General features: G+C 64.5%; 1 protein-coding gene and 1 pseudogene. One reads left to right on the top strand and one right to left on the bottom strand.

Going from position 1 to position 780, the window contains the following annotated elements:
- The coding region (locus EN994_RS33785) for a DMT family transporter (RefSeq protein ID WP_164746543.1) at window positions 1-641 on the top strand (641 nt) is incomplete at its 5' end.
- Here the strand turns inward: EN994_RS33785 and EN994_RS36595 are convergent.
- A pseudogene (locus tag EN994_RS36595) lies at window positions 642-780 on the bottom strand (transcriptional regulator); the annotation flags it as partial.

The raw sequence follows: 780 nt of genomic DNA, 5'->3' as shown, positions 1-780 counted from the left end.
CGATCACGCTGAACTACGCGCAGCCGCTGCTGGTGGTGGTGTTCAGCTCCATCTTCCTCGGCGAGGCTATCCGCGTGTATCGCTGGAGTGCGGTCGCGGTCGGCCTGGTCGGCGTGCTGATCATCTCCTGGCCGGAACTGACGCTGCTGAGTTCCGACCAGGCGCTCGACGACCAGGAAGTGCTTGGCGTCATGGCCGCTCTTGTCGCGGCGGCGATCTCGGCCGTCGCCATGCTCTTGGTGCGCAATCTCGTGCAAAGCGAGCGTACGGCGACCATCGTGCTGTGGTTTTCGGTGACGGCGAGCGTCATGTCGCTGCTCTCGCTGCCATTCGGCTGGCAGGCGCTGACGCCGCTCCAGGCGGCCCTTCTTGTTGCCGCCGGCTTCTGCGGCGGCCTTGGCCAGATCCTGATGACGGCGGCCTATCGCCATGCCGAAGCCTCGGTCGTGGCGCCGTTCGAATACACCTCGATGATCCTAGGCCTCGTCGTCGGCTATCTCGTCTTCGGCGACGTCGCCACGCTCCATATGCTTGTCGGCGGCCTGATCGTCGTCGCCGCCGGCATCTTCATCATCTGGCGCGAACGCCAGCTCGGCCTGGAGCGCACCCGCACGCGCAAGGCATCTTTGCCTGAAGGGTGATTACGAACGTTCGGCCCGTTCCTTCGCCAACCGAACCAGCACCGTCCTCGTCTGTTCATCGGCGGGGAAAAACGATTCGATCGCCAGTTCCGAAAGCGTCACGTCGAGCGGCGTGCCGAACACGGTGATGGTGCTGATG

The sequence above is a fragment of the Mesorhizobium sp. M7A.F.Ca.CA.002.09.1.1 genome, from assembly GCF_003998555.1.
GTDB lineage: Bacteria > Pseudomonadota > Alphaproteobacteria > Rhizobiales > Rhizobiaceae > Mesorhizobium > Mesorhizobium ciceri.
The sequence above is the reverse complement of the archived record's forward strand: the minus strand, read 5'-3'. Positions and strand labels throughout refer to the sequence as shown.